Origin of the sequence: Allobosea sp. BH3, from assembly GCF_025499465.1 — a bacterium.
In the GTDB taxonomy this organism is placed as follows: domain Bacteria; phylum Pseudomonadota; class Alphaproteobacteria; order Rhizobiales; family Beijerinckiaceae; genus Allobosea.
The window spans coordinates 519,679-539,054 of record NZ_JAIMCA010000004.1 but is presented as its reverse complement, the minus strand read 5'-3'; the positions used below and the strand labels follow the sequence as shown (position 1 = coordinate 539,054).

At 66.4% G+C, this 19,376-nt stretch carries 18 protein-coding genes; 6 read left to right on the top strand and 12 right to left on the bottom strand.

Annotated elements, in window-relative coordinates:
- The first annotated feature begins 274 nt into the window (after positions 1–274).
- Positions 275–934 (top strand): outer membrane protein, encoded by a 660-nt coding sequence (locus BoBH3_RS15465; protein WP_262331707.1) that lies wholly within the window; start codon positions 275–277, stop codon positions 932–934.
- 190 nt (positions 935–1,124) lie between these two features.
- Here BoBH3_RS15465 and BoBH3_RS15460 read toward each other — a convergent pair whose 3' ends face one another.
- Genes BoBH3_RS15460 through BoBH3_RS15445 form a run of 4 tightly spaced genes read right to left on the bottom strand, consistent with a single transcriptional unit; the run spans position 1,125 to position 3,790 of the window.
- Entirely contained in the window at positions 1,125–1,727 is a 603-nt protein-coding gene (locus BoBH3_RS15460) for a glutathione S-transferase (protein ID WP_262331706.1), read from the bottom strand.
- Positions 1,728–1,769: 42 nt separating this feature from the next.
- Positions 1,770–2,621 carry a 23S rRNA (adenine(2030)-N(6))-methyltransferase RlmJ gene (locus BoBH3_RS15455; protein ID WP_262331705.1) on the bottom strand — a complete coding sequence of 284 codons (852 nt, stop codon included), beginning with the start codon at positions 2,619–2,621 and terminating at the stop codon, positions 1,770–1,772.
- A 31-nt stretch (positions 2,622–2,652) separates the two neighbouring features.
- Complete coding sequence (locus tag BoBH3_RS15450; protein WP_262331704.1) at positions 2,653–3,312, bottom strand: ribonuclease T2; 660 nt, start codon at positions 3,310–3,312, stop codon at positions 2,653–2,655.
- A gap of 16 nt (positions 3,313–3,328) precedes the next feature.
- A complete protein-coding gene (locus tag BoBH3_RS15445; RefSeq protein WP_262331703.1) occupies positions 3,329–3,790 on the bottom strand; it encodes a hypothetical protein in 462 nt (153 codons plus the stop codon).
- A gap of 244 nt (positions 3,791–4,034) precedes the next feature.
- On the opposite strand from BoBH3_RS15445, the gene BoBH3_RS15440 reads away from it, so the two are divergent.
- Complete coding sequence (locus tag BoBH3_RS15440; protein ID WP_262331702.1) at positions 4,035–4,670, top strand: pyridoxamine 5'-phosphate oxidase family protein; 636 nt, start codon at positions 4,035–4,037, stop codon at positions 4,668–4,670.
- A 19-nt stretch (positions 4,671–4,689) separates the two neighbouring features.
- Here the strand turns inward: BoBH3_RS15440 and BoBH3_RS15435 are convergent, their stop codons facing one another.
- Both BoBH3_RS15435 and BoBH3_RS15430 read right to left on the bottom strand, forming a co-directional pair.
- Complete coding sequence (locus BoBH3_RS15435; RefSeq protein ID WP_262331701.1) at positions 4,690–5,820, bottom strand: iron-containing alcohol dehydrogenase; 1,131 nt, start codon at positions 5,818–5,820, stop codon at positions 4,690–4,692.
- 185 nt (positions 5,821–6,005) lie between these two features.
- Positions 6,006–6,923, bottom strand: a complete 918-nt coding sequence (locus tag BoBH3_RS15430; RefSeq protein WP_262331700.1) for a DMT family transporter — start codon at positions 6,921–6,923, stop codon at positions 6,006–6,008.
- 137 nt (positions 6,924–7,060) lie between these two features.
- Between BoBH3_RS15430 and BoBH3_RS15425 the strand changes: the two genes are divergently transcribed.
- Together BoBH3_RS15425 and BoBH3_RS15420 are read left to right on the top strand one after the other, a co-directional pair.
- Positions 7,061–7,387: an ArsR/SmtB family transcription factor gene (locus BoBH3_RS15425; protein WP_262331699.1), complete on the top strand. Its 327-nt coding sequence runs from the start codon at positions 7,061–7,063 to the stop codon at positions 7,385–7,387.
- Positions 7,380–7,937, top strand: a complete 558-nt coding sequence (locus tag BoBH3_RS15420) for an SRPBCC family protein (protein WP_262331698.1) — start codon at positions 7,380–7,382, stop codon at positions 7,935–7,937. Before BoBH3_RS15425 ends, BoBH3_RS15420 begins: the two co-directional genes overlap by 8 nt.
- 161 nt (positions 7,938–8,098) lie before the next feature.
- Here the strand turns inward: BoBH3_RS15420 and BoBH3_RS15415 are convergent, their stop codons facing one another.
- The 4 genes from BoBH3_RS15415 to BoBH3_RS15400 form a co-directional block, all read right to left on the bottom strand.
- Positions 8,099–8,620, bottom strand: coding sequence for a winged helix DNA-binding protein (locus tag BoBH3_RS15415; RefSeq protein WP_262331697.1), 522 nt, complete (start codon positions 8,618–8,620; stop codon positions 8,099–8,101).
- A gap of 79 nt (positions 8,621–8,699) precedes the next feature.
- Entirely contained in the window at positions 8,700–9,614 is a 915-nt protein-coding gene (locus tag BoBH3_RS15410) for a TRAP transporter substrate-binding protein (protein WP_262331953.1), read from the bottom strand.
- A 115-nt stretch (positions 9,615–9,729) separates the two neighbouring features.
- On the bottom strand, positions 9,730–11,040 hold the full coding sequence (locus BoBH3_RS15405) for a TRAP transporter large permease (protein WP_262331696.1): 1,311 nt from the start codon (positions 11,038–11,040) through the stop codon (positions 9,730–9,732).
- Positions 11,041–11,044: 4 nt separating this feature from the next.
- Positions 11,045–11,593, bottom strand: a complete 549-nt coding sequence (locus BoBH3_RS15400) for a TRAP transporter small permease (RefSeq protein ID WP_262331695.1) — start codon at positions 11,591–11,593, stop codon at positions 11,045–11,047.
- A gap of 226 nt (positions 11,594–11,819) precedes the next feature.
- Between BoBH3_RS15400 and BoBH3_RS15395 the strand changes: the two genes are divergently transcribed.
- Positions 11,820–15,416, top strand: a complete 3,597-nt coding sequence (locus tag BoBH3_RS15395; protein WP_262331694.1) for a hydantoinase B/oxoprolinase family protein — start codon at positions 11,820–11,822, stop codon at positions 15,414–15,416.
- 68 nt (positions 15,417–15,484) lie between these two features.
- On the opposite strand, the gene BoBH3_RS15390 is transcribed toward BoBH3_RS15395, so the two are convergent.
- Positions 15,485–16,264 carry a TylF/MycF/NovP-related O-methyltransferase gene (locus tag BoBH3_RS15390; protein WP_262331693.1) on the bottom strand — a complete coding sequence of 260 codons (780 nt, stop codon included), beginning with the start codon at positions 16,262–16,264 and terminating at the stop codon, positions 15,485–15,487.
- Between the two features lie 184 nt (positions 16,265–16,448).
- Complete coding sequence (locus BoBH3_RS15385) at positions 16,449–17,438, bottom strand: alpha/beta hydrolase (RefSeq protein ID WP_262331692.1); 990 nt, start codon at positions 17,436–17,438, stop codon at positions 16,449–16,451.
- Positions 17,439–17,663: 225 nt separating this feature from the next.
- Between BoBH3_RS15385 and BoBH3_RS15380 the strand changes: the two genes are divergently transcribed.
- Positions 17,664–19,310 carry a methyl-accepting chemotaxis protein gene (locus BoBH3_RS15380; RefSeq protein ID WP_262331691.1) on the top strand — a complete coding sequence of 549 codons (1,647 nt, stop codon included), beginning with the start codon at positions 17,664–17,666 and terminating at the stop codon, positions 19,308–19,310.
- Positions 19,311–19,376: the final 66 nt, after the last annotated feature.

The following is a 19,376-nucleotide window of genomic DNA, read 5'->3' as shown; positions in this document are numbered from 1 at the left end:
TTGCCTGGTTTCTAGTCCGGCCCGGTGTGGGTATTACGGGCGCGTGGTGAGCCGTTATTAGTATTCGATTTACCATGGCGGGCAGGGGCGGAGAGATTAACGAGAGTTTACTTGTTTGTGTTCGGTTAACGCATTCGTGCCGCATTTTTGCCGCGGTCTGCAAGCTGATTGTGTTGCCGACGCAACAGACAAAACCGATAGAGCACCTTATAAGGGGTGCACTGACATCAACAGCCGGACCCGTCCGGCTCCTGCGACGACTGAGGAGTTAATCATGAAGAAGTATCTGCTTGCGAGCGTTGCTGCGCTCGGCATCGTCGCCGCTGGCGCCGCCGCGGCGGCGGATCTGCCCTCCCGCAAGGGCCCGGTCGTTGCTCCCGTTTACGTCCCGGCTTTCACCTGGACCGGTTTCTACGTCGGTGGTAACGCCGGCTACGGCTGGGGCAATGTGAACGCTGGCAACGTGTTCAACGGCCGCACGGTCTCGATCGGTGACATGGACGGCTTCGTCGGTGGTGGCCAGGTCGGCTACAACTACCAGATGGGCCAGTTCGTTCTCGGCCTCGAAGCCGACATCCAGGGCGCTGACCTCAGCACCGGCACGAACGCCTTCGGCGACAGCGTCAGCACCGACTTCTACGGCACGGTCCGCGCTCGCGTCGGCGTCGCCTTCGACCGGTTCATGCCCTACGTCACCGGTGGTTGGGCTTACGGCAACGTGAAGACCACGATCGGCGGCCTCGGCTCGACCGACAAGAGCCACACCGGCGGCTACGCCATCGGTGCCGGCCTCGAGTACGCCTTCACCAACAACATCATCGGCGGCGTCGAGTACATGTACGTCGACCTGGGCGAGAAGTCCGTGCTCAACACGGGCGTCAAGATCGGCAACGACTTCTCGGTCGTCCGCGCTCGCCTCAGCTACAAGTTCTGATCTCCTCCTCCTTCGGGAGACCTATGACCCGGCAGCTTCGGCTGCCGGGTTTTTTGTTGTCTGCGGGAAGCGAATACGGGTCGTGCTCGGGCTTGAGCCCGAGCATCTCGTGACATCGATTTTGCGATGCGCCTTTCGTCCGGGGTCCCCGGGCACCGCCATGCGGCGCCCGGGAACTGACGCCTGCCGCTCAGCCCTTGAAGCGTGTCGTCTCGAAAGCCGGGACCCGGGCGGCGAAATCGTCGAGCCAGGCGACGAGCTTCGGGAAATCCGCGCGCCATTTGCCTTCGAAACGCAGGTCGAGATAGCCGAGGGTGCAGGCCAGAGCGATTTCACCGATGCGCGGCCGGTCCGGGAAGGCTGGAGGCGCCGCTTCGAGCGCTTCCAGCCCGCGCGCGACCTTGCCGGCCTGATGCGCCACCCAGTTCGCGTTGCGTCCTTCCTCGGGGCGGTAGCGCCCTTCATAGACCTGCAGCAGCGCGGCGTCCGCCATGCCGTCGGCGAGCGCCATCAGGCGCAGCTGCGCGAATCTCGCTTCGCCTGCCGGAAAGATCCTGCCGCCGGCGAGATGGTCGAGATATTCGACGATGACGCGCGAATCGAACAGCGTCGTGCCGTCCTCCAGCACCAATGTCGGGATCTTGCCCAGCGGGTTCTGCTGGCGCAGCGGCTCGGCGGGATCGTTGGTGTCGGCTGCGACGACCTCGATGCGGTCCATCAGGCCGAGTTCGATGGCCGCCATCTTGACCTTGCGGCCGAAGGGTGAGGCGGGGGAGGAGCGCAGGACGAGCATCGGCAAAATCCTTGAGGCGGAAGGCGGAACGTGAGAGGGCGATCAGCCGTCGGGGCGGATCGGCTCGCATAGATAGCGCGGCCGCCGGCCCTGGGCGAGCCGCTCGGTCAATGCCGGCAGCAGGATCGCGGCCTCCTCCGCCAGGCGCCACGGCGGATTGGCGATCAGCAGGCCCGTCGCGCCGAGGCCGCCTGCGGCTTCCGGGCGGTCGACGTCGATCTCGAGCCTCAGCAGCCGGCCGATGCCGGCATCGTTGGCGCCGTCGAGCAGGGTTTCGATGCCATGGCGCTCCTTCAGCGGATACCAGAGCATGTAGATGCCGGTCGGCCATTTGCGGTGGGCGGCGATGAACTGCTCCGCCAGCGTCGCGAATTCGTCCTTCTGCTCGAAGGGCGGGTCGATCAACACGAGGCCGCGCCGCTCCTTGGGCGGGACATTGGCGCGCAGGGCCGTCCAGCCATCGATGGCGAGCGCCTTGCAACGCTTGTCGCGGCCGAGCGCCTCGGCGAGTTTCTGATAGGTCGGTGGGTGCAGTTCGGCGGCGATCAGCCGGTCGTCAGGGCGCATCGCATGGCGGCAAAGCCAGGGCGAACCGGGATAGGCGTCCGGGCCGTAGAGCGCGCGAGCTCCGGCGAGCGCGCTGCGATAGGGGGCGAGCAACGCCTCGGCGGCGGGCGCCAGCGGCGACTGATCGAGCCGCGCGACGCCGTCCTTCCACTCATGCGTCCTGAGCGCCTCCTCGGAGCCGAGATCGTATCGGCCGGCGCCGGCGTGGGTGTCGATGACGCGGAACGGCGTATCCTTCGCCGTCAGGTGCAGGAGGACGCGCGTCAGCAGGGAATGCTTCAGCACATCGGCAAAGTTTCCGGCGTGGAAGCCGTGGCGGTAATTCATCGCCCGGTCCTACGGGATTTCGCGAACGAAGTCAGCGCGGCGCGACGACGGTGAATTCGGGGGCGCGACAGCCGGAGCGGTCGACCTGCTGGCAGGAGCGGAAGCCGCGCAAGTCCTTGCTGAAGCAGATGCGGACCTCCTGCAGTACGCCGCGCTTGCAGGCGACCGACATCATGTCCGTCCGCAGCCCGGGATTGGCTGCGACGAAGGCGCGTTCGAGGTCGATCGCGGTCCAGCTCTGGTCACGCTCAGCCTTGGCGAGAGCGGGTGGGATCGTCACCGCATCGCGGGCTCGCCGGGCGTCGCGGAAATAGTCGGCCGGGCTCGACCCGCTGCAGGTGCCGTGCTTGCGCCATTGGTAACGGGCGAGGCCTTCGCTCGGGAACAGCCCTTCGGCTTCCTGCAACGCGATGCGCGAGGGCACGCGCCCGGCCGGGCCGCACTCGCTCGGGTAGCCCCGTTCGTTCTGCGGCCAGAGCCCGTGCACGACGAAGCGCAGGCCGGCCCCCTGCGCGCACTGCTCGCGATTGCGCGAACGGTCGCCGTCCAGTTCGCAAAACCCCGGCGACCAGGACAGCGCCAGCACATAGAAGTCGAAATCGCCGGGCGCGCCGCCGCGAGCGTGATCCTGTGCGTGGGAAAGGCCACTGAGTCCCAGCCACGCCAAGGCGATCAGCGCGAGCCGTCTCATCGGGATGACAGCTGCGTCAGGGCCGCGCCATCTGGCAGTCGGGCGCATGGCTGCGCTGACGGTCGAGGCCGCCCACGCACCAGTCGAGGTTCCAGGTCATGCCGAACAGGCCGAGATTCTCGCGTACGGAATAGTCGACGCGACGGAAGATGCCGTCGTTGAGCAGGACGCGGCCGCTGCAGAAGCGCCGCGGGACAAAATCGTCGCCCCAGGTGCGGAAGCCGATCTGCCGGATACGGTCATAGGAGCCTGCCTGCAGCGGGCCCCAGAACGTCGCCTCGCGCGAATTGAACCGGCCGCTCAGTTCGCTGAGGACGGCGGGGTCCTCGCACGCCGGCAATGCGCCATACATCGGGATGATGCGCGCCTCCGCCCGATCGGCCGGGTGGACATGGCGCCGGCTGCCGGCTTCGGCGGCGGCAAAAGCCGTCAGGCAGCCGAGGGAGACAAGGGCGGTTCGCAGCAGAGCGCGGCGCATGAATCAGCCTCGAGAACGGGACGATATGTTTGCACGATGGCGATGCGCGGGGCGGGGGTCAAGGCGCTATGCTGCACGAGAGCCGGATCAGATCAGGTTGGCTCGACCTGATCGGTGAACCCGTCCCTAAATTATTGATGGAGAACGCATGATCCGATCGGATTGCTGCGCCATCCGATCGGTGCGCGCTCTGGCGTCCGTTGCAGCGATCCGCCAGACTGCCGCCGACATGCGAGGACACGTTATGACGAACTGCTTCGACGACCCGGCCGTGCTCATCGACGATCCCGAAACCCTTCGCGGGCATATCGGCGTGGTCTCTCCGCTGGCGAGCGACAAGGTCCTCGACCGGCTCGATCGCTTCTGCCGCGACTTCATCGCGCTCTCGCCCTTCCTCGTGCTCGCGAGCTGCGACAGCGAGGGGCGCGCCGATGCCAGCCCGCGCGGCGATGCGCCCGGCTTCGTGCGCGTATTGGACGAGAAGACGCTGCTGATCCCGGACAGGCGGGGCAACAACCGGGTCGACAGCTTCGGCAATGTTCTCTCGGCGCCGGGCGTCGGCCTCGTCTTCATGGTGCCGGGCATTCCGGAGACGCTGCGCGTCAACGGCAAGGGACGGGCAACGCGCGATGCCGAGCTCCTGGCGGCCTCGACCGTGCAGGAGCGCCCGCCGGTGACAGGCCTCCTCGTCACGGTCGAGGAAGCCTTCTTCCATTGTGGCAAGGCGCTGATCCGCTCGAAGCTATGGGACCCCGCTTCCCAAGTGCCGCGCGCCTCCTTCCCTTCACTCGGCCGCATCATCGCCGACCAGACCAAGGCGGTCGATGCTGACGAGGCCGACCGCAATCTGGAGGAAGCCTATCGGACCCGGCTCTATTGAGCCGGGTCGCGGGTAGGTTTCAGAACGAGGCTTCCAGCATCGCCGCGTAGTCTGCGGCGGTAGCCGGGCGCGGGTTGCTCGCGGTGGAGTGGTCCTTCACCGCCGCTTCCGAGATCGCCGGCACGACGCTGCGCGGCACGCCCATCTGCGTCAGGTTCGCCGGCAGGCCGATGCGGGCGACGAGCTCCGCGATCCAGACGGCGAGATCGGCGTCTGCTGCCAAGCCCAGCGTGCGGCGGATCTCGGCGTATTTCGCCTCCACCGACGGAGCGTTGAAGCGCAGCACGGCCGGCAGCAGCACCGCGTTCAGGGTGCCGTGGTGGAGCGAGACGTCCTTCAGCCCACCGAGCGGGTGGGAGAGGGCGTGGACGGCGCCGAGCCCCTTCTGGAAGGTCATGCCGCCCTGCAGCGCGGCCATCATCATCTCCTTGCGGGCCTCGCGGTCCGTGCCGTCCTTCACTGCGCGCTCGATATGGGCGACGGCGCGCTTGAGGCCGTCCAACGCGATCGCCTCGGCCGGCGGGTTCTCGCGCGGGGAGAGATAGGTCTCGATGCAGTGGGTGACGGCGTCCATGCCGGTCGCGGCCGTGAGCCAGGCCGGCATGCCCATGGTGAGATCGGGGTCGCAGAGCGCGATGCGCGGGATCAGGTGCGGCGCGATGAAGCCGAGCTTGCGGCCGTCCTTCAGCGTGATGAGCGCGGCGCGGCCGACCTCACTGCCCGTGCCGGAGGTGGTCGGGACGGCGATGACGGGGGCGACCTTCGCCGTGATCTTCGGGATGCCGCCGAGGATCGCCGCGTAGGTCTCCAGCGAGCCCTCATGGGTGGCGAGCAGGGCGACGCCCTTGGCGAGATCGATCGGCGAGCCGCCGCCGATGGCGACAAGGCCATCGCAGCCATTCTGGCGATAGAGCGCGAGCGCGGCCTCGACCGCCTCCTCAGTGGGGTTGGTCGGGGTTTCGAGGAAGACGGGGGCGGTCTTCAGCGCGGCAGCGTGCTTCTGCACGGCCGCGACGATGCCGGCGGCGGCGACGCCCTTGTCGGCGACGATCATCGGCTTTGAGATGCCCAGGCCGGTCAGATCCGCCTCGATGCCGGCGATCTCGCCGAAACCGAACTTGATCGTGGTGAGGTAGGTAATCAGCGCCATATCGTTCCTCCCGCCGGCGTCATCTTTAATGCGGGGAGATTTGTGGCGCGTCCGCCGCCCCGATGCCAGCCCGGAGGCGTGAGCCCAGCGCAGGCGGCCCCGGCACGGACGAGGGAACTGACTAGAGCCGGATGGGAGAACGCGTGATCCGATCGGATTGCCGCGCAATCTGATTGGCGCGTGCTCTAGCCGCCAGAGGGCTTCGTTGATTGAGCCGTTTCGCCCGCGACGTCTCGGCCGGCCACTGACTCCCGCCGCTCCAGAACAAGCAGGGTGAGGCCGGCGGTGACGATCAGCGCGCCGCCCCAGAGCATCGACGGCGTCGGCCAATCGCCGAAGACGAACCAGCCGAAGATCAGCGCCCAGATGATCAGTGTATATTGATAAGGCACGACGACCGAGGCTTCCGCCAGCTTGAGCGAACGCGTGACGCAGATGTGGGCCGTCATGGCGACGATGCCGAGCAGGCCGAGCAAGGCCAGATCGGTCAGGCTCGGGCTCACCCAACCCAGGGGCAGGAGGACGAGGCCCATGACGAGGGCGCCGAGCGTCTGCCAGAAAACCAGCGTTACGTCGGGCGTGCCGCGCAACTGCCGGCCGGCGACCATCATCGCGGCGAAGAGCACGCTGCCGAGCACGGCGATCAGCGCCGGCATGGTGAGGCTCGCGCCGGTCGGGTTCAGGGCGACGACGACGCCGGCGAAGCCAGCCGCGACGGCAAGCCAGCGCCTTGCATCGACACGCTCGCCCAGGAGAAGGGCCGCGAGGATCACGACCCAGACCGGGGCTGCCAGCCAGATCGTCATCGCGTCCGCGAGCGGAAGATAGACCACAGCGGCATAGAACAGCGCGACCTCCAGCGAACCGAAGAGCACGCGCAGCGCCTGCAGGCCCGGCCGCTCGGGCCTGAGGGTGCGGCGGGGCCCCTGCATGACGACGAAGGGCAGGATCACGACGAGCGCGGCGGCGCTACGCAGCACCAGCACCTGCCCGACCGTGTAGGTCGAGACCAGCCATTTGCCCATCACGTCGTTGAGCGAGAACAGCAGGATGCCGAGGAGCATCATGGCGATGCCGGCGAGCGAGGCGTTGCGGGAGGTCATGCTGCTGCGGCGGCTTCCGAAGGGGCGCCACCTCTGGCCCAGTCCAGCGCTGGAGGCAATCCTGCGCTGCAGCATGGCCAGGCTTGCCCTATAATTTAAGTATTTACTTAATTAAGTAGATGCGCAATATTCTGGGCATGGACCGTTTCGCCGCCCTTGCCGACCCGACCCGCCGCAGCATCGTGGAGATGCTGGCCGAAGGCGCGCTGCCGGCAGGGGAGATCGGGGCTCGGTTCAAGGCGAGTCCTCCCGCGATCTCGCAGCATCTGAAGGTGCTGCGGGAGGCGGGGCTGGTGACGGTCGAGGTCCGCGGCCAGCAGCGGATCTACCGGCTGGACCCGGTGGGGCTCGATGCCTTCGACGCCTGGCTGCGCCGCGTGCGCCGCTTCTGGGGCCACCATCTGGATCTGCTCGAACAGGAACTGGCAAAACCCGACACAAGCGAGGGAGAACGCGATGAGTGAGTACGGTATCGTTCTGGAAGGCGGAGCTGTGCGTTTCGAACGCCTGCTGCCCGGCCCTATCGAGCGGGTGTGGGCCTACATCACCGAGGGCGGCAAGCGCTCGACCTGGTTCTGCGGCGGCGAGACGGAGCCGCTCGTGGGCGGCAAGGTCGCGCTCTTCTTCAAGCACTCGGAGATCACCGACGAGCGGCCGCCCGAAAGCGCCCGCAAGATGAATGACGAGGGGGCGATGATGTCCGGGACGGTGACGGCCTGGGAACCGCCCCATCGCTTCGCCTTCAATTGGGTGGGCATGGGGGAACCGGATTCGGATGTCGAGTTCGAGCTGACGAAGGAGGGCGAGAAGGTGCGCCTCGTGCTGACCCACCGCCGGCTCGGCACCAAGGCGCGGATGGCCATGGTTTCCAGCGGCTGGCACCTGCATCTGGGCCTGCTCGAGGATCAGCTCAACGGCAGCAAGCCGCGTGGCTTCTGGTCAAAGCACGAAGCACTGGAGCAGGATTATGCCGCCCGGCAGAAGCACCTGCCCGAGCCTTCAGGACTTGCCTAAAGGCTTGCCGACTTCACCCGGAAGCGCCGCGTCATCCCGGCCGCAGCGAAGCGGAGCGCCGGGATCCATCGTAAAGCTCTGAACCCTACGATGGATCCCGGATCGGCGCGGCTGCGCCGCTTGTCCGGGATGACACCGTGGTTCCGTGCAATATCAGTCCTCTACAGGCTCGCCGCCGCTCGTGCGGCCTGATCGTACTGCCCTGACAGCGAGCGCATGACAGCGGCGATCTCGGAGAGGCGCGCCGGATCGAGGCCGGTGGCACGCACGGATTTGACGAGCAGCTGTTCGCGAATCTGGGCGTAGCGCCGGCAGGCCTCGCCGCCGGCGGGCGTGACCTCGGCGGTCTTTTCCTTGCCCTTGCGGCCGCCACGGATGAGCTTCAGCCGCTCCAGCTTCTTCAGCGAGTAGTTCACGATATGCGTGTCCTCGATATTGAGGACGAGGCAGATGTCGGAGAGCCGCTTCGGCTTGCCGCGATGGTTGACGTTGTGCAGCACCAGCACGTCGAGCGGCGAGAGGTCCGGCACGCCGGCCGCCGCCATGCAGCGCACCATCCAGCGATGGAAGGCATGCACCGACATGCTGAGCGCGAACTCGTACTCCGACAGCGCCGGCAGCGCGCCGGAGGCGAGATGGCCGGAGGAGACGATCGGGCCAAGGTCGTCGAGGTCTGGCTGCATCGCTTGTCCAGCTGCACCTTTCAGTGACGAAAATGGCGCGGGAGTTGGAATCCCGCGCCCTTTCTCGAGGCTTGCAGCCTTACATCTTCTTGTAGGCGTCGACGATCGCCTGGCCGTCGGCACCGGCCTTCTTCAGCCAGTCGGAGGTCAGGGTCTCGCCAGCCTTCTTAAAGCCGGCCGCGAGTTCCGGGCTCGGCGCCTGGACCTTCATGCCCTTGGCCTTGAGCTGGTCGAGATACCAGCCGGCCTTCTCCTCCCACATCTTCCAGCCGCGCGCTTCGGCGTCGGCCGAAGCCTTGAGGATGGCGTCCTGCGTCGCCTTGTCGAGGCCGTTGAAGGCGGCCTTGTTGACGAAGGTCGCGTTCTTCGGGATCCAGGCCTTGGTGTCATAGAAGTGGGTCAGCGACTCCCAGACCTTGGAATCATAGCCCGTGCCGCCCGACGACATGAACGAGTTGACGACGCCGGTCGCCAGAGCCTGCGGCAGTTCGGCGGCCTGAATCGTGACCGACTGCATGCCGAGCAACTCGCCGAGGCGGGTCGTGCCGACATTGTAGGAGCGCCACTTCAGGCCCTTCATGTCCTCGATCGTGTTGATGTCCTTCTTGGCGTAGACGCCCTGCGGCGCCCAGGGGACCATGAACAGCAGCTTGACGCCCTGGCTGTCGAGCTTCTTCTCGACTGCCGCTTTCGAGGCGGCATAGAGCTTCTTCGATTCCTCGAAGGAGGCGGCGAGGAAGGGCACGACGTCGATGCCGTAGACCGGGTCCTCGTTCTCGTGGATCGACATCAGCACTTCGCCCATCTGGGCCTGGCCGGTCTGGACGGCGCGCTTGATCTCCGGCGCCTTGAAGAGCGAGGCGTTGGCGTGGACCGTGATCGAGAGCTTGCCGCCGGTCGCCGTCTCGACGTCCTTGGCGAAGAGGGCGAGGTTTTCGCTGTGCGGGTTGTCGGCCGGGTAGGCGGCGGGCAGATTCCACTTGGTCTGCGCCATGGCGCCGGTGCTTGCGAGGGCCAGAGTGCCGGCGGCCACGCCAATGGCAAGCAGGCCCTTGATGAAGTCGTTACGCGTCATGTCGTTTTTCTCCGTTCCCTGTTGTTGGTCTCTTTTACTGCGGCGGAAAGGCCATCTCCGGCAGCACCATCACGATCCATGGGAAGATCGTAATGATCGCGACGGCGGCGACCAGTAGAAAAAAGAAGGGCAGCGCCGCGAGCGCGACGGTGTTGGAATCCTTGCCCGACATCGTCTGCAGCACGAAGAGGTTGAAGCCGACGGGCGGGGAGACTTCCGCCATCTCGACGATCAGCACGAGGAAGATACCGAACCAGACCAGATCGAAGCCCGCGGCCTTGATCATCGGCAGCACGATCGCGGTCGTCAGCACGATCATCGAGATGCCGTCCAGCGCCGTGCCGAGGATGATGTACATCACCGTCAGGGCAGCGATCAGCGCATAGGGCGAGAGGTGAAGCGAATCCACCCAGGCAGCCAGGGCCAGCGGGATGCCGGTATAGGCCATGGAGGTCGACATGAAGGAGGCGCCGGCCAGGATCAGCATGATCATGCCGGTGATCCGCGTCGTGCCCATGACGCTCTGCCAGAAGGCCTCTTTCGTGAGCGTGCCTGACCACCAGGCGATGCCGAAGGAGCCGAGCACGCCCCAGGCGGCGCATTCCGTCGCGGTTGCCCAGCCCAGCAGCAGCGAGAGGAAGACCAGCGCGATCAGCAGCATGCAGGGGATGAGCTGCGCCGATTCCCGCATCTTCTCGCGGAAGCTCATCTTCGGCTCCTTGGGAGGAGCCTGGTCCGGATGCAGCAGGTGCCAGACCGCGATGTAGCCGGAATAGAGCACCATCACGAGCAGGCCGGGCAGGAAGCCGGCGAGAAAGACCTGGATGATCGAGACGTTCGCCGCGACCGCATAGACCACCATGGTGATCGAGGGCGGGATCAGGATGCCCAGCGTGCCGGCGCCGGCGAGCGAGCCCAGCGCGAGCTTCTCGTTGTAGCCACGCTTCTTGAGCTCGGGCAGGGCGATCTTGGCGACGGTGGCGCAGGTCGCTGCCGAGGAACCGGAGACCGAGCCGAAGATGCCGCAGGCCAGCACGTTGACATGCATCAGCCGGCCGGGGAGCCAGTTCAGCCAGGGGGCGAGGCCGCGGAACATCTCCTCGGAGAGCTTGGTGCGGTAGAGGATCTCGCCCATCCAGATGAAGAGCGGGAGCGCCGCCAGCGTCCAGGAGGCGCTGTTGCCCCAGATCGTGGTTGCCAGCACGGCGCCGGCGGGGATGCCACCAGCGACGAACTGCATCGCGACCCAGCCGCAGGCCATCAGCGAGATCGCGATCCAGACGCCGCCGGCCAGGAAGACGATCAGCAGCAGGAGCAGGAGCCCCGAAATTTCGATCATTGCCATCGTGTCAAACCCCGCTCGCCATGGCGCGCTCGACGATTTCCTCGTCGGACTGCGCGGGCGGCTTCTCGTAGCGCGGCTCCTGCCGGCGCAGCACGACGTGAACGAACTCGTCGGCGAAGGCGATGAACAGGATCACAAGGCCGCCGGAATAGCCGAGCTGCGGAATCCACATCGGCATCGCGACGACGCCGCCGGCGATGTCGTTGAACTCATAGGACTGCCAGGTCATGATCACGGCGTGCCAGGCGAAGAAGCCGACGAAGCCCAGGCCGAGCACCAGCGAAAAGACCTCGAAGCACCAGCGCGTCTTGCCCTTGAACCGGTCGATCAGCAGGCCGACCCGGATCATGTCGCCGGACTTGAAGGTATGGGCGAGCCCGAGGAACGCCATCGCCGCCATGCACCAGGAGGCGAAGTCGTCGCCGGAGGGGATGTTGAGGCCGATCTCGCGCCCGAGCGACAAGCTCATCATCAGCACGAAGATGACCACCAGGAAGCAGCCAGCGGCATAGCCGGCCCAGAGATAGAGGGCGTCTAGTGCGCGGCGGATCATGAGATGCGCCCTTCCCACAGGTCTGCGGCGCCGGTGCACCCGGTTGTCAGGAGAGCTCGCATTCTTGCATCCTCCGCCTCAAGCTGGCCCGGCCCCTCAGCCATGTTCCAGCCACAATCGAGATCGTAGCCGGCGAAACCGGCTTGTCAATAAGTCATCGACGATTTATCGATGAAACGTCAACGTAGATCGCTCCGACCCAGGGGCGGACGGAGGAGGGGCTTCCATGTCGGCGCATTGGGACTTCTGGATCGATCGCGGCGGCACATTTACCGACGTGATCGGCCGCGAGCCGGCTGGCAAGCTTCATGCCAGAAAGCTGCTTTCCGAGAATCCGGGCGCCTATCGCGACGCCGCGGTTCAGGGCATCCGCGACCTGATCGGGCTGAAGGCCGGGGAGGCCATTCCGGCCGCCACCATCGGCGAGGTCCGCATGGGCACGACCGTGGCCACCAATGCGCTGCTGGAGCGCAAGGGCGACCGCACGCTGCTGGTCACGACCAAGGGTTTCCGCGACGCGCTGCGCATCGGCTACCAGGCGCGGCCGGACATCTTCGCCAAGGAGATCATCAAGCCCGAGCAGCTCTACGAGGATGTCGTCGAGATCGAGGAGCGGGTGCTGGCCGACGGCGCGGTCGAGCGTGAGCCTGACGCAGCGGCGATCCGCAAGGCGCTGCAGGCGCAGTACGATGCCGGCTTCCGCGCGCTCGCCATCGTCTTCATGCACGGCTATCGCTACCCGGCCCATGAGCAGGTCGCGGCCCGGATCGCGCGCGACATCGGCTTCCCGCAGGTTTCCGTCAGCCATGAGGTCTCGCCGCTGGTGAAGCTGGTCGGGCGCGGCGACACGGCCGTGGTCGATGCGTATCTCTCGCCCATCCTCGCCCGCTATGTGAAGCAGGTTTCCGACGAACTCGACATCGCCCGCACCGGCGCGCGGCTGATGTTCATGATGTCCTCGGGCGGGCTCACGGCCGCCGAGCTGTTCCAAGGCAAGGATGCGATCCTGTCCGGCCCCGCCGGCGGCGTCGTCGGCCTCGCCGAGACCGGCCGTTCGGCCGGCTTCGACAAGGTGATCGGCTTCGACATGGGCGGCACCTCGACGGACGTTGCCCATTTCGACGGCGAATATGAGCGGGCCTTCGAGACGGAGGTCGCCGGCGTGCGCATGCGCGCGCCGATGATGCTGATCCACACGGTTGCGGCCGGTGGCGGCTCGATCCTCCATTTCGACGGCTCTCGCTTCCGCGTCGGCCCGGATTCCGCCGGGGCGAATCCAGGCCCTGCCGCCTATCGCCGCGGCGGGCCGCTGGCGGTGACGGATGCGAACGTCATGGTCGGCAAGCTGATCCCTGCCTATTTCCCGGCCATCTTCGGGCCAGGGCAGGACCAGCCGCTCGATGTCGAGGCTGTGCGGGCGAAGTTCGCGACGCTTGCCGCCGAGGTCGGCGACGGCCGCTCGGCCGAGGAGGTCGCGGACGGCTTCATCCAGATCGCGGTGGCCAACATGGCCGAGGCGATCAAGAAGATCTCCGTCCAGCGCGGCTACGACATCACCCGCTATGCGCTGAACTCCTTCGGCGGCGCCGGCGGCCAGCATGCCTGCCTCGTGGCCGATGCGCTCGGGATCAAGACGGTGCTGCTGCACCCCTTCTCGGGCCTGCTCTCGGCTTATGGCATGGGCCTCGCCGAGATCCGCTCGACACGCACCGCGGCCCTCGATGTCGCGCTCGACGACAAGGTCAAGGCGGCGATCGACGCGGTGGCCGGGAGGCTCGGAGCCGAGACCCGCGCCGAGGTCGCTGGCCAGGGCGTGGCCGAGGGCGACATCGCCATCCATGTGCGCGCCCATATCCGCTATGCCGGCACAGACACGGCCATCGCGATCCCGGCCGGTGAGGCGCAGGCCATGAAGAGCGCCTTCCAGACGGCGCACAAGGCGCGCTTCGGCTTCATGGACGAGACCAAGGCGCTGGTGGTCGAGGCTGTCGAGGTCGAGGCGGTCGGCGGTGGCGCGAAGTTCGAGGAGGCCTCCGCCGCCGAATTGGCGGGCGAGCCCAAGGTCGCTGAGCGCACGCGGCTGTTCTCGAAGGGGCAATGGCACGATGCCGCCGTCGTCAGGCGCGAGGCGATCAAGCCCGGCCAGAGCGTCGCGGGACCTGCCATCATCATTGAGCCGAACCAGACCGTCGTGGTCGAGGAAGGCTGGAGCGCGAAGCTGACGCCGAAGGACCATCTCGTCCTGGTGCGCGTCAAGGCGCTGGTCCAGCAGGCGGCGATCGGCACCAAGGCCGACCCGGTGATGCTCGAGATCTTCAACAACCTGTTCATGTCGATCGCCGAGCAGATGGGCGTGACACTGCAGAACACCGCCTATTCGGTGAACATCAAGGAGCGGCTCGACTTCTCCTGCGCCGTCTTCGACCAGACCGGCGCGCTCGTCGCCAATGCGCCGCATATGCCGGTGCATCTGGGCTCGATGGACCGTTCGGTCGAGACCGTGATCGCCAACAACCCGGTGATCAAGCCGGGCGACGTCTACACGCTGAACGCACCTTACAATGGCGGCACGCATCTGCCGGACATCACGGTCTGCACGCCGGTCTTTGACGACCGGGACAAGGAGATCCTGTTCTGGGTGGCTAGCCGCGGACACCACGCCGATGTCGGCGGCACGGCGCCGGGCTCGATGTCGCCGCTGGCGACGAATATCGAGGAAGAAGGCGTCTATATCGACAACTTCAAGATCGTCGATCAGGGCCGCTTCTGCGAGGAGGAGCTGGTCAAGGTGCTGACCGGCGCGCGCTATCCGGTGCGCAACGTCGTGCAGAACGTCAACGACCTGAAGGCGCAGATCGCTGCCAACGAGAAGGGCGTGGCGGAGCTGCGCAAGATGATCCGCTCCTTCGGGCTCGATGTCGTGCAGGCCTATATGGGCCATGTGCAGGACAACGCGGCCGAGAGCGTGGCGCGTCTGCTCGCCAAGCTCCACGACTGCGAATTCACCTATCCGATGGACCAGGGCTGCGCGATCAAGGTGAAGATCACCGTCGACCGCGAGAAGCGCGAAGCGACGGTCGATTTCACTGGCACCTCCGAGCAGCGACCGGACAATTTCAACGCGCCGGCGCCCGTCACGCGCGCCGCCGTGCTCTATGTCTTCCGCGTCATGGTCGACGACGCGATCCCGATGAATGCGGGGTGCCTGAGGCCGATCAGGATCGTGGTGCCGGACGGCTCGATGCTCAGCCCGCGCTATCCGGCCGCGGTCGTGGCGGGCAATGTCGAGGTCAGCCAGGCGGTGACGAACACGCTGTTCGGCGCGCTGGAGGCGATGGCGTGCTCGCAGGGCACGATGAACAACCTCACCTTCGGCAACGACGAGTACCAGTACTACGAGACGATCTGCTCCGGTTCGCCGGCGGGCCCCGGCTTCAACGGCACCTCGGGCGTCCATGTCCACATGACGAACTCGCGACTCACCGATCCCGAGATCCTGGAGACGCGCTTTCCGGTCGTGCTGGAGGATTTCCACATCCGTCTCGGGTCCGGTGGCAAGGGCGAGTGGAGCGCCGGTGACGGCACCAGCCGGACCATCCGCTTCCTCAAGACGATGGACTGCGCGATCCTCGCCTCGCATCGCCGTGTGCGCCCCTTTGGCGTCAAGGGCGGCGAGCCGGGCGAGCTCGGGCGGACGCTGGTGAGGCGCCTCTCCGGAGCTGTCGAGGAACTCAAGCCCTCCGACCAGACCCTGCTGCAGGCGGGCGAGGCGGTGACGGTGATCACACCGACGGCGGGCGGCTACGGCAAGCCCAAGGGCTGAGGCGGTCGGCCGTTACCGTCTGAGTGCTCGCTCCCTTGGCGAGCACTCTCGTCCTTTTCATCGATCCGCTAAAGCTTACGGAAGAAGCCGTGCGTATAGGAGCCTGAGTAGAGGTAGCAGATCTTCTCCGGCTTATCGGCCAGGAAGTCGTCGCAGGCCTTCTTGACGCCGGGCAGCTCGTTCCAGCCATGCGGATCGACGGCTGTGTCGCAATAGTCGTCGATCAGGCAGATCGCCCCCTTCGACAGCCTTGGATAAGCGTGCTCCAGGCTGACCATGATCGAATCGTAAAGATCGCCGTCCAGATAGGCGAAGCAGATCCTGTCAGGAAGCCCGGTCGGCAGCGTATCCGAGAACCAACCCTTGTGGATCACCGGGATCGACAGGCCGCGATCGGCGAAATTCTTTCGGAAAGCCGCTTCCGATACCGCCAGATCGCCGGCCTTGTAGGACGTGCCGTCCTCGGCGCGAGTATCGGGCAACCCCGAGAAACTGTCGTAGACGTGAAACGCTTTCTGCAACTTGAAGTCGTTCATCACAGTCCGGATCAGGATTGAAGACTGGCCTTCATTGCAGCCGACTTCAACCAGATCGCCTTCAACCTCATAAGCCAAAACCTGGCTGACGAGATGATAGATATTGATTCTCTGCTCGAGATTTGTCGAAGAGCCTGACCATGTGGCGGATAATCTGAAGCCGGTGAGGGTCAGAATCAACCTGTCGATGATCGGGGCTGTATAGATTTGGGTCCCGAGCCGCCTAGCTATGACATTAAGCGCACGATCGAGGTGAGATGATCGCCTCACCTCCCAGTCGAAATCTCTGGCGATGAAAAAATTGTTCACCATGAGAGCTCCTGTTCTGGGCTTTTATCGTTCGATGCTATCCAGTTCTCGCAGCAAAATTCATGTCGGCGCGTTGCGTTCCTGAGCAGGAACGCCACGTAAAGAGATGCAATAAGCGTTCCATGGGTTGCGCGTCGTTGTGCCGGGCCATCCCCAGGTTGCGGCGCCGATCCCGGCGCCGACCCGCCTAATGCGCGACCTTGGCGAGGAAGGCCGTCAGCCTTTCGAGCGCCTCGCGTCCCGGGGAGCTGTCGAGATCGAACTGGTATTCGTGCGCGAGCTTCGGCTCGTGCTCTGGCGGGAAGAACAGCGTGTCGACCCTGACGCCGCGATCTCGCAGCGCCTGCGCCATCACCACCGATTGCGGCGCGAGCGGATCGCCGTTGCCGACCGAGATGAAGCTCGGCGGAAAGGCCTCCGTCACGTAGCGTGGGATGGCTGCCTCGGTGATCCGCTCGTTCTCCAGCGGATTGGCCGTGCCGAAATAGCCGAAGAGCACGGCGCGGGCGACCCCGCCGAAGGGGCCGGTCATCTCCACGGCCGTGGGATCGAACGGCCCGCAGAACAGCACGATGCCCTTCAGCGCGGCGGGCGCGACCGATGGCTTCAGGCCGATGAGCGCCGCATAGTCCACGCCGGTGAGGCCGGCCGCGAGCTGGGCGGCGATATGCGCGCCGGCCGAATCGCCGGCGAGCACGATGCGGTCCGGGTCGAGGCCGAGGCGCCGGCCTTCCCGTTGCAGGAAGCCGAGCGCGGCGTTCGCCTGCATGACCGGGCCGGGATAGAGGGCGTCCGGCGCGCGCGCATAGCCGATCGCGACGGTGGGGTAGCCGCGCCCGGCCAGGATCTTGAGGTAAGGCGCCACGTCCTGCTTGTCGCCGGCGACGAAGCCGCCGCCATGGATCCAGACGATGGTGGGCTTGCCCGGCTGCGGCCCTCCCTGCGGCAGGTAGATATCGAGCCGCTCCTCGGGGGCGCTGCCATAGGCAATCTCGCGCTGCTCGCGAATGCCGGCGGGGACATGCGGGGCGAGCGCTGCGGTGGTCTTCGCCGCCCCGTAGCCGAAGGCGAGGCGGATCAGCATGGCCGATGGCCAGGGCGACAGGGCAAATGCCGCATAGCCCGCCAGCACAAGGCAGAGGCAGAACAGGAGAATCCGGATGGCTCGGGGCTTCATGCCGCCAAGCTAGGCTGCCGTTCGGCGCCGGGCAATCGCAGTCGGGCGCGTCATGCGGCGGTGTGGCGCACCAGGGCGAGGAGCCTGTTCATAACCGGCTAAGCTGCTGAAATTGTTACGGCATGCCGTGCGGGCGTTAACCTCCTGTTCGCTCGCACCTGCAAGAAGGGCGCGGGCTATCGAACGGTGATTATGATGCGGCGACTGGGACTGACGGCGAAGATCATGTTGTTCTTCGCACTCCTCGGTCTTGCAGGGGCGCTTGGACTCGCCAGTGCGCTAAGGGGCTTCGACGAGGCGCGCGCCATCGATGCATCCGCCTTCTCCGCGCTCGGACTTGCCAGCAGTGCCTCGCTTCTCTCCAGCCGCGTCGCCTCCACGGCCCTGCTCAGCCGCATCGACCCGGATGCTCCGACGCGGGAGGTCGAGGCGATGCTCGGCAGGCTCGACGCCTCGATCGAGCGCGTCGATGCGGCACGAATTTATCTGATGTCCTCGCTGCCGGAGAATCTGCGCGAGGCCAATCCAACTCTCGAAGCGCGCATCCGGACGTTCCTCGATTTCCAGCGCGGCATCGTCGAAATCGGCCGACGTGTCTCGGCCAAGGCTGCGCTGCTCGAAGCCGGAGCGGACGAGGCGCATGTCAATGTCGAGCAGATTATCGTGACAACCGCGGCCTTGCGGGACGAGCTCGCGCGGCTTGCGGCCAGGACCACCGGCCGCGCCAGCGAGCGCGCTGAGGCCATCCGGCTGCGCACCATGCTGTTCGCCCTGCTGCTGCCGCTCGGCGGCGGGCTCGCGGCCCTGCTGATGCTGCGCAGCCAATTGACGCGGCCGTTGCGGGATCTGATGGAGGCGATCCGGCGGACGACCTCCTCCAACGAGGTCATCGCGGTTCCCCATAGCGGACGCGCCGACGAGATCGGGCAGCTCGCCCGCGTCGTCCAGGAGCTCAACGAGGTGCGCGCGACGCTGGTGACACGCGAGGCGGAGGCGGGGGATGCGCGCCGCCTGCAGCAGTCGCGCAGCGACGAGCTGGAGCGCATCGCCGACGAGTTCGAGGCCCGCCTCGGAGTGCTGCTCGGCGAGATCGGCCAGGCCAGCGAGGTGCTGCGCCTCGCGCTCCAGGACTCGGCGGTGAGGTTCCACCAGGTTTCGAAGAGCACCGAGATCGCAGCGGCGTCCGTCGAGGGAGCCGGCGCCGAGGCGCATCGAAGCAGCGAGGCGGCCTCGCGCATGGAGGAGGTCATCCTTCAGATCAATGGCGAGGTGCGGCGCGTCTCGGAGACGGCTTCGGCGGCAACACGGGAAGCGGCCGGCACGCATGACCTCGTCAGGCGCCTGACCGAGAACGCGGCGCAGATCCGCGATGTCGTCGGCATCATCGAGGCGGTGGCGCGCCAGACCAACCTGCTCGCCCTCAACGCGACGATCGAGGCCGCGCGTGCCGGAGCGCATGGCCGAGGCTTCGCCGTGGTAGCTGCCGAGGTGAAGACGCTCGCCAACCAGGCGGGCGAGGCGGCCTCGCGCATTGTCGGCCGGATCGCGCAAGCGGACGAGGCACTGTCGCATGCAGCCGAAGCGGTCTCCGCCATCGGCGCCAGTGTCGCCGCCGTCGAGCAGACCGGCACCGAGATCGCGATCATGGTCGGCTCGCATGTTGAGCTGCTGGGTTCGCTCGGCGACACGGTGGCGCGCATCTCCGACATCACTGGGACGGCTGCGGTCGCGATGGGCGAGATCGCGCAGGCCAATATGCAGACCGTTGAGCAGGCCGAGACGAAGGCCACCAGCGCCCGCGAGCTCGACCAGCGGATCAACGCCCTGCAGGCTGAAGCCGGAGCTTTCGTGCAGCGTCTGCGAGCGGCCTGACGGAACTCTGCCTTACGGCGCTTGCCTTCCGCGCGCGACTCTGCCCCATCTGCGCGATGCCATTCT

Excerpts from the sequence above, each read along its gene's own strand:
- BoBH3_RS15455 (WP_262331705.1), bottom strand. The coding sequence starts at position 2,621 with ATGAATTACCGCCACGGCTTCCACGCCGGAAACTTTGCCGATGTGCTG.
- BoBH3_RS15465 (WP_262331707.1), top strand. The coding sequence starts at position 275 with ATGAAGAAGTATCTGCTTGCGAGCGTTGCTGCGCTCGGCATCGTCGCC.
- BoBH3_RS15415 (WP_262331697.1), bottom strand. The coding sequence starts at position 8,620 with ATGCAGCCAGACCTCGACGACCTTGGCCCGATCGTCTCCTCCGGCCAT.
- BoBH3_RS15430 (WP_262331700.1), bottom strand. The coding sequence starts at position 6,923 with ATGACCTCCCGCAACGCCTCGCTCGCCGGCATCGCCATGATGCTCCTC.
- BoBH3_RS15410 (WP_262331953.1), bottom strand. The coding sequence starts at position 9,614 with ATGGCGCAGACCAAGTGGAATCTGCCCGCCGCCTACCCGGCCGACAAC.
- BoBH3_RS15425 (WP_262331699.1), top strand. The coding sequence starts at position 7,061 with ATGGACCGTTTCGCCGCCCTTGCCGACCCGACCCGCCGCAGCATCGTG.
- BoBH3_RS15435 (WP_262331701.1), bottom strand. The coding sequence starts at position 5,820 with ATGGCGCTGATTACCTACCTCACCACGATCAAGTTCGGTTTCGGCGAG.
- BoBH3_RS15390 (WP_262331693.1), bottom strand. The coding sequence starts at position 16,264 with ATGGTGAACAATTTTTTCATCGCCAGAGATTTCGACTGGGAGGTGAGG.
- BoBH3_RS15440 (WP_262331702.1), top strand. The coding sequence starts at position 4,035 with ATGACGAACTGCTTCGACGACCCGGCCGTGCTCATCGACGATCCCGAA.
- BoBH3_RS15445 (WP_262331703.1), bottom strand. The coding sequence starts at position 3,790 with ATGCGCCGCGCTCTGCTGCGAACCGCCCTTGTCTCCCTCGGCTGCCTG.
- BoBH3_RS15395 (WP_262331694.1), top strand. The coding sequence starts at position 11,820 with ATGTCGGCGCATTGGGACTTCTGGATCGATCGCGGCGGCACATTTACC.
- BoBH3_RS15385 (WP_262331692.1), bottom strand. The coding sequence starts at position 17,438 with ATGAAGCCCCGAGCCATCCGGATTCTCCTGTTCTGCCTCTGCCTTGTG.
- BoBH3_RS15405 (WP_262331696.1), bottom strand. The coding sequence starts at position 11,040 with ATGGCAATGATCGAAATTTCGGGGCTCCTGCTCCTGCTGCTGATCGTC.
- BoBH3_RS15400 (WP_262331695.1), bottom strand. The coding sequence starts at position 11,593 with ATGATCCGCCGCGCACTAGACGCCCTCTATCTCTGGGCCGGCTATGCC.
- BoBH3_RS15420 (WP_262331698.1), top strand. The coding sequence starts at position 7,380 with ATGAGTGAGTACGGTATCGTTCTGGAAGGCGGAGCTGTGCGTTTCGAA.
- BoBH3_RS15460 (WP_262331706.1), bottom strand. The coding sequence starts at position 1,727 with ATGCTCGTCCTGCGCTCCTCCCCCGCCTCACCCTTCGGCCGCAAGGTC.
- BoBH3_RS15450 (WP_262331704.1), bottom strand. The coding sequence starts at position 3,312 with ATGAGACGGCTCGCGCTGATCGCCTTGGCGTGGCTGGGACTCAGTGGC.
- BoBH3_RS15380 (WP_262331691.1), top strand. The coding sequence starts at position 17,664 with ATGTTGTTCTTCGCACTCCTCGGTCTTGCAGGGGCGCTTGGACTCGCC.